Annotated in this window: 4 protein-coding genes; all 4 read right to left on the minus strand. The window is 40.2% G+C overall.

Translation table 11 applies throughout. The features are described 5' to 3' along the window. Positions 1-390: 390 nt before the first annotated feature. Positions 391-2,424, minus strand: coding sequence for a cytochrome c biogenesis protein CcdA (locus ABIQ28_RS05690; protein WP_348035914.1), 2,034 nt, complete (start codon positions 2,422-2,424; stop codon positions 391-393). 386 nt (positions 2,425-2,810) lie between these two features. Next, positions 2,811-4,130, minus strand: a complete 1,320-nt coding sequence (locus ABIQ28_RS05695; RefSeq protein ID WP_348035915.1) for a TolC family protein — start codon at positions 4,128-4,130, stop codon at positions 2,811-2,813. Then, positions 4,117-7,206 carry an efflux RND transporter permease subunit gene (locus ABIQ28_RS05700; protein WP_348035916.1) on the minus strand — a complete coding sequence of 1,030 codons (3,090 nt, stop codon included), beginning with the start codon at positions 7,204-7,206 and terminating at the stop codon, positions 4,117-4,119. Before ABIQ28_RS05700 ends, ABIQ28_RS05695 begins: the two co-directional genes overlap by 14 nt. A gap of 8 nt (positions 7,207-7,214) precedes the next feature. After that, positions 7,215-8,273, minus strand: coding sequence for an efflux RND transporter periplasmic adaptor subunit (locus ABIQ28_RS05705; RefSeq protein ID WP_348035917.1), 1,059 nt, complete (start codon positions 8,271-8,273; stop codon positions 7,215-7,217). Between the last annotated feature and the right edge of the window lie 74 nt (positions 8,274-8,347).

An 8,347-nucleotide genomic window follows, 5' to 3' on the forward strand; every position in this document is an offset into this window, starting at 1 on the left:
ACCTTACACCATCTTCAGGAAGCCTATTTAATTTCCAATCAATTGATCTGGTTAAAAACAATGTCTGACAACCTTAAAAAGGCAACCTTAAAGTATCGCAATCTGTTGTAGCGAATGCTTTCTATGAATGGTCATTAGTTAGATATCCCAGACCAAATAGCCTTCAGTTTAATTCAAAAATTAGATTAGGATTTTGTCCATTAAACAGCTATGGACTAAAGTGCCATTCCAGACCGACAAGCGTTCCAGCGGGGCTTTAACATAATTTGAGACCAACAAAAAAACCACTTCAGTTAAAAACGAAGTGGTTTTTGGTAGTTATAAACATCTGTTCTTAAATTGAAAAACGCATCACTGAGCTTCTTCGCCTTTCAATATAAAAGAGTATTATTACTTTTGAAATGCGCCGACACCTTCTTTCAGCCACTCCAAATATTCCTGAGCATCTGGCGTATAACCTACAGGTTCGTTAAGGTTTTCCTCATCAAGTCCTATCAATGCATAAAAGGGCTGTGTATTGGTTTTATAGCGTATCGTTTGGAATTCACTCCATTTCTGACCGATGTATTTAATCTGTTTTCCTGGCTTCAATTGAGATTCAATGACCTCATCGTCCTCAAGTTTGCGTTTGTCATCTACATATAAGGAAATCAATACCACTTCATTCTTTAAAATATTCAACACTTGGTCATTTGGCCAAACGTTCTGTTCCATCTTTCTACAGTTCACACAAGCCCAACCTGTAAAGTCTAACATAATTGGTTTGCCAACTTGCTTAGCGTAAGCCAATCCTTTATCATAATCATTGAACGCCAAAATTTGATGTGGTGCTAAAAGATGGGCGCCATCAGGAAGTTCCTGAGCATCGTTAGACACAAAACCGCCTCCTCCTTTAGAGTTACCAACACCATAAGGCGATTCAGAATAATCCAACGGTGGCGGGAACGCACTGATCAAATTAAGAGGTGCACCCCAAAGTCCTGGGATCATATAAATGGTAAAACTCAACACCAATAATCCCAGACTTAAACGTCCTACGGAAATATGAGTCAACGGAGAATCGTGCGGCAATTTGATTTTTCCGAAAAGATAAAAAGCCAAGGTTCCAAAAATAGCGATCCAAATAGCAATGAATACTTCACGCTCTAAAAAATGCAATTGTAACACTAAATCGGCTTGCGATAAGAACTTGAAGGCAAATGCCAATTCCAAGAATCCTAAAACCACTTTTACCGTGTTCAACCATCCACCAGATTTTGGCAGGGAGTTCAACCACCCTGGGAATGCAGCAAACAAACCAAATGGCAAGGCCAAGGCCAAAGCAAAACCAAACATTCCGATCATTGGTGCAAGGCCACCAGTGGTTGCAGAAAGCACGATAATATTCCCTACAAAAGGTCCGGTACATGAAAAGGAGACAATAGCTAAAGCTAAAGCCATAAAAAAGATACCGGTATAACCGCCCTTATCTGCCTTACGATCTATTTTATTAGCCCATGAATTTGGCAGCATAATCTCGAAAGCACCCAAAAACGACACCGCAAAAATAACCAGAATAAAGAAAAATATGAGGTTAAACGTCACGCTCGTCGAGAACTCGTTAATGGCACTGGCACCAAAAATGGCGACCACCCCTGTTCCGAGAATCACATAAATCACGATGATACAAATACCATAAATTATGGCGTTTTTAACCCCTTGAGCTTTATTCTGACTTTGTTTGGTAAAAAAACTAACGGTCATTGGAATCAATGGGAAAACGCACGGCGTAAACAAGGCGATCAGACCTGCGCCCATTCCTAATATGAAAATGGTCCAAAGGCCTGAGTGATCAGTTCCTGAATCTTCTTTACTGTTTAAAACCTTTGTGTCATTTGTAGAAGCTACTGCGTCTTTGCTATTTGGATCTTGAAAATCGATAGTGCTGCCAGTATTAACACCACCTGCCGCTGAACCTGTAACGGTCTTGGCATTTTTCAAATCAAAATTAAGATCAACATACGAAGGAGGCAAACAGCGGATATCATCACAGACCATAAACTCTACTTCGCCTTTGACTAAGGAAAGTTCCTTATTAATCAAAGTGATCCGTTGTCTAAACTCGGTTGCATTCTCAAAAAACTTGATCCGCATATTGAAAACAGGATCATCGATTGTAACACCTTTTTCTTCAATGGTATTACCCATTAGCTCAGCATCCTTACCTGTTTCGTAGATAAACGTTGTTGGAATTGGTCCGTCCTCAGGAACATCCTGTGAGTACAGGTGCCAACCTTTGTCTATTTTAGCCCTTGCAATAAGGTCGTACTCTGTATCAGAGATTTTTTCGACTGAAGTTGACCATTTTACCGGCTCCAAAACTTGGCCTTTAGCCGTTGTCCATGTTAATGAAACCAATAAAAAGTAAAGTAAGATATTTCTCATTTTGATGGTGTTAATTAGGGTATTATCAATATTTAAAACAGAAAAAGCACACACAAGATGCAACTTCTCTACCAACAAGACGTTGCAAATACAGAATGCCCTTATAATAAAATGTTAAAAATATTTTTCATTTGTTAAAATCAAGTTGCAAAGGTAAATAAAAGAAATCGGACGACATACAATTCCCATAGGTTGTGAGAGGTTTAACATAAGGTTTAGAAACTTTTATCGGACAAAAGAATCTAGATACTTCGACAGGCTCAGCATCCGTTGCTCGGCGAAAAGATCATATAATATAGAGACCTAGACCGTAAGATATTTGATAGAAATTCTTTGTAATTTAATTTTCCTAATGGTATTCCTAAAAAACTAAGAAAAGATTTCTATTACTGTAAAGATAAACTCCCCGCCAACTGTTTCAAGGTAACTTCTGATAATTTAGTTTCGTAGATGGCATTGCTCAACCGCAAGGTAGCGTTGATATAATTCAGTTGGGCCGTTCTAAACTCGATGGTTGGAATGGTTCCTATTTTATATTTAGCCAAGGTAATATTAAGGTTTTCCTTTGCTATTTCTTCATTGTTAGTCTCTAAATCAATCAAACTCAAATTGGTCAAATAGGTCTGAAATGCGGTGTGCAACTGCGACTTTATAGTTTGCGTTTGCTGCTCTATGGCAATGGATGAGTTTTCAATTTGAAGCTTTGCAATTTTTTCATTCCGATTCTGATTCGATCCGTTGAAAATGTCAATACTGGCAGCAAATCCGTAGTTCAATCCTCGGGCATTATTTTTGGTGGTAAATCCCAAACTCGATTCTGAATCGCTGAAATTATAGCCTGTAGTCGCCGAAATCCTAGGAAAACGATTGCCTTTAATTTGCTTCAATTCCAATTCTGAAATCCGTTTATTGATCAATTGCGCTTGTAGGTCTGGATTTTGAGTGGTTGCTAAACGTTCTAATTCGGGCAGTTGCAAATCAGTAGCAATCAATACCTCATCATTGACCTTGAAATCGATATTGGTATCACGCGCCATGATTTCATTCAGCCTGATTTTGGTATTGATATACCGTTCAATTTGTCTGATATGAAGGGTCTTGTCCGTATTCAAATCTACTTTCGCATTAAGCACTTCCAATTTAGAAGCTTTACCAATACTAAATCGGTTATCGGCAAGCTCCACACGCTGTTCTGAAATAACCAAGGTGCTATCCAAAGCTCTTAATTGCTGTTGTTGCTGTACCAAATCATAATAGGTAATCATTACATCACTCACTCGATTCAACACCGTGCTTTGCAGTTCTGCTTTTCCTAATTTTTCAAGTTCTTTCAATTGATCATAGCGTGCGAACATTCTCAAGCCATCAAAAATAGTCCAGTCCAAACCAACGCCATAACTAATATTGTTGTTTTTGGCATTGTCCAATTCGATAACATTGCCGTCCGAGCGTGTTTGAGAAATATTTTGAATGCTATTACTGGTGGTTCCCTGAGCAAAAACTCGTGGGAGCATCCCCGCAAACCCTGGACTTACACCCAGAGAATCTGCTTTTAATGAATTGTTTGACAAACGAATGTCGTAATTATTATTTAGCGTAATATTTACAGCTTCTTCAAGCGTCAGCAAGTCTTGGGCCCGTATTTGAAAGGAAAATAGCCCTACAAATATGCACAGATATACTGACCATAATTTACTCCCTTTCATAATTCTCAATTTTATCAAATTCTGGATGTTGTTTTCTTTCTCGAGACCACATCATATAGATTGCTGGAATAACAAACAAGGTTAAAATAAGCGAGAACATCGTTCCTCCAATAATGACGACTCCCATCCCGATACGACTTACAGATGCCGCGCCAAGGGAAAGTGCAATTGGAAGCGCCCCCAAGGCAATAGTTAAACTGGTCATTAAAATTGGACGCAATCGAGATACGGAAGCTTTCTGTATGGCCTCATGTTTAGGCACCCCTTCCTCCCGAAGTTGATTGGCAAATTCCACTATCAAAATTCCGTTTTTTGTCACGAGGCCAATAAGCATAATCGTACCAATTTGACTGAAGATATTCCACGTCTGTCCAAATAACCATAGCGAAAACAAAGCTCCTGCGACGGCCATAGGTACGGTTAGAATAATCACAAACGGATCAATAAAACTTTCAAATTGCGCTGATAAAATCAGGAAGATGAGCAACAATGCCAATCCGAAAGCAAAAAGCGTGTTGGAACTACTCTCCACAAAATCGCGGGATTCGCCACCTAAATCAGTGGTAAAAGAATCGTCCAATACTTTGGCCCGGATACTTTCCATGGCTTCAATACCATCGCCAATGCTCATCCCCGGCGCTAAACTTGCCGATACCGTAGCCGACATATAACGGTTGTTGTGATACAATTGCGGCGGACTACTATGTTCTTCTGTAGTTACTAAATTATCCATTTGGATCAATTGACCTTTATCGTTCTTCACGTACATCGATTTCAGGTCCATCGGTTCGTTGCGATCTTTTTTATCAAATTGTCCAATCACTTGATATTGTTTTCCGTTCATCATGAAATATCCAAAACGTTGTCCGCTTAGAGATAACTGTAGCGTTTGCGCGACATCCAAAACAGAAACACCTAAACTTTTCGCTTTATTTCGATCAATCGTAACGTAGATTTCAGGTTTATTGAATTTCAAATTCACATCCGTATTGGCAAAAACCGGATTGTTTTCGGCTTCTACCATAAACTCCGGAATTTTCTCTTGGAGTTTTTCAAAATTCGGCGCCTGGATAATGTATTGAATTGGCATCCCTCCTCTTCTATTTACCGCAATGGTTGGCGTTTCAGAAACACTCACACGGGCACTTTCATAATTTCTGGTCCAGCGGGCAAGATCGGCAGCAATTTCCTTTTGCGTACGATCGCGTTCGCTAGGATCCACCAATGAAATTGTAGCACGGCCACTATTTACCGAGGAAGATCCAAAACCTGGAGAAGTAATGATCAAACTCACTTTCTTTTCTGGAATGGAATCATTGATCAAATCGGTCATTTCATCCATAAACCGATCCATATACTCATAGGATGCGCCTTCCGGTGCCGTGACATTTAGACCAATATAACTACGATCATCGTATGGCGCCGTTTCTTTTTGAAGTAAGCTGAAAAACACCCCAATCATCACAATACACACGACCAAAATTGGGAAGCTCAACCATTTCTTAGTCATAAATTTACCTAATGAATTCGCATAGGCATTATTCATTTTCACAAAATAACGTTCGGTAAAATTGTAAAACTTAGAACGTTTTTGTTTCCCAGGTTTCATCATGTACGCATTCAACATTGGCGTTAAGGACAAGGATACAAACGCCGAGATCATGACCGCCGAAGCAATGACGACGCCAAATTCCCTAAACAATCGACCGACAAATCCTTCCAAGAAAATAACCGGTAAAAACACGGCCGCCAAAGTAACCGAAATGGAAATAACCGCAAAGAAAATTTCATTAGAGCCTTTAATCGCCGCTTCAATGGGCGACATGCCTTCCTCTACTTTTTTATAGATATTTTCGGTGACCACAATACCGTCATCCACCACTAAACCTGTGGCCAATACAATCGCAAGAAGCGTCAAGACATTAATCGAAAATCCAAACATCCACATAATAAAGAAGGTGGAAATCAAGGACACCGGAATATCCACCAACGGACGCAACGCCATCGACCAGTTTCTGAAAAACAAGTAAATGACCAAAATCACCAACACTATCGAAATGGCTAAAGTTTCAACCACTTCCGTGATCGCACGTTTGACAAACAAGGTATCATCAACAACGACATTCAGCTTAAAATCGGCCGGCAAATCCTCCTTCATTTTTTCAAATTCCGCATAAAAAGCGTCTGCAATAGCCACATAATTCGTTCCAGGTTGAGGAATAATAGCCAAAGCAATCATCGGTTGCCCTGAATCACTCAACTTGGTTTCCATATTTTCCGCTTCCAGGGTCGCGTTTCCAATATCACTAAAACGCACAACTTTTCCGCCCTCGGCCGAAATGATGATGTCATTGAATTCCTCTTCCGTTGAAAGGTTCCCGATTGTTTTTACACTCAATTCAGTATTGGCTCCCGATAATTTACCAGATTGCAACTCCACGTTTTGCGTCAATAAAGCCTGTCTGACTTCGGCAACGGTCACACCGTAAGATGCCAATTTCAAGGGATCAATCCATAAACGCATCGCATAACGACGTTGCCCCCAAATTTGCACACTACTTACACCAGGAATGGTTTGTAAACGTTGTGCCAGGACATTATCGGCATAATCTGTAAGTTCTAGGATGTTTTTATTATCACTTTGAACCGTCATGGAAATAATGGCACGCGAATCAGCATCCGATTTTGCGACCACTGGTGCCGCATCAATATCCTGAGGCAAACTCCGTATAGCCTGTGAGACTTTATCACGCACATCATTAGCGGCTTCCTCAATATCCTTACCGAGATTAAATTCAATGCTAATCCTACTAGAGCCTTGATTACTTGAAGACGTAATATTTCTAATCCCATCAATCCCGTTGATGGCTTTCTCCAGTGGTTCCGTGATTTGGGATTCGATAATATCGGCATTCGCACCAGCGTAATTTGTGCTGACGGATATTTGTGCCGGGTCAATAGATGGAAATTCCCGAACGCCCAGATAGGTAAACCCAATAACACCGAAAAGCATGATGGTCAAATTCATCACGATGGTGAGCACAGGGCGCTTTATACTTAAGGTAGATAAACTCATCTGCTTGATTAATTCTTTAATTTAACTTTTACTGGCGTGCCGTTTTTAAGCGACATCACACCCGAAGTTAAAATGGTATCGCCCACTTTAATTCCAGAAAGCACACGCACATCAGTAGCTGTTCTTGTACCTGTTTCCACGATAACTTCCTTAGCTTTTCCATCTTCAGTTACAAATATTTTCTTTCCATTTTGTATCGGAATCAAAGCTTCTGTAGGCACAAGCAACGCATCGTTGACGACTTCAAGCGGCATGGTTATGTTCGCAAAAGTTCCAGGATATAATTTTCCATCTTGATTCTCGGTAATGGCCCGCATTTTCAAAGTCCGCGTCGCAATGTCAACCTGAGGCTCGATGGCGTAAACTTTAGCGGTATGTACTTCCGTAGAATTGGACGTAGTGAAGGTCAGCAGACTTCCCACTTTCATTTGTGAAGCATATTTTTCAGGAATGGCAAAGGTCAATTTTAGTTGACTTGTATTGACCAAATTAGCAATTGGGGTTGCTGGTGTGACATATGTTCCTTTAGAAATGGATCGCAAACCGATCGTTCCAGAGAACGGTGCACGCACCGTCGTTTTTGATAATTGCGCGGCGATCAAATCAGATTGGGCACGAGCAGATTCGAAATCGGCGTTGGCCACATCATATTCTTCTTGACTTATAGCCTGTTTATCCAATAAAAGCTTGGCGCGTCTTTGATTTTCGGAAGCTAATTGTTGAGCTGTTTTTACTTTAGATAATTGGGCGCGTAACTCCACATCATTCACATGGAAAAGCACTTGTCCTTTGGACACTTTTGTACCTTCTTCAAATTTGATACTTTCGACCACCCCAGAAACCTCACTTCGAAGCTCAATGTCTTCATTGGCCTCCAAAGTTCCTGAAAGATTGATATTATCTGCAAAGGTCTGGGCTTTCAGCACCATTCCTTCAACGCCCATGACGTTGGCGGTTCTATTTGCATTTTTCGGACTGTTAGCTTTGGCATTTGAACTAATCCTGTAAACAACAAGCGCAATTATTCCACAAATAAGAAGTGTGAAAAAAAAGTGTCTTTTTTTCATTAAGCGGGGTTTAATTTAGATTAAGGAAATCTTCCTGATTCACAAATCTAATTTTTTTAAATTCAGAAGCATAG

It is taken from the genome of Gelidibacter sp. (genome assembly GCF_039916245.1).
In the GTDB taxonomy this organism is placed as follows: Bacteria; Bacteroidota; Bacteroidia; order Flavobacteriales; family Flavobacteriaceae; genus Gelidibacter.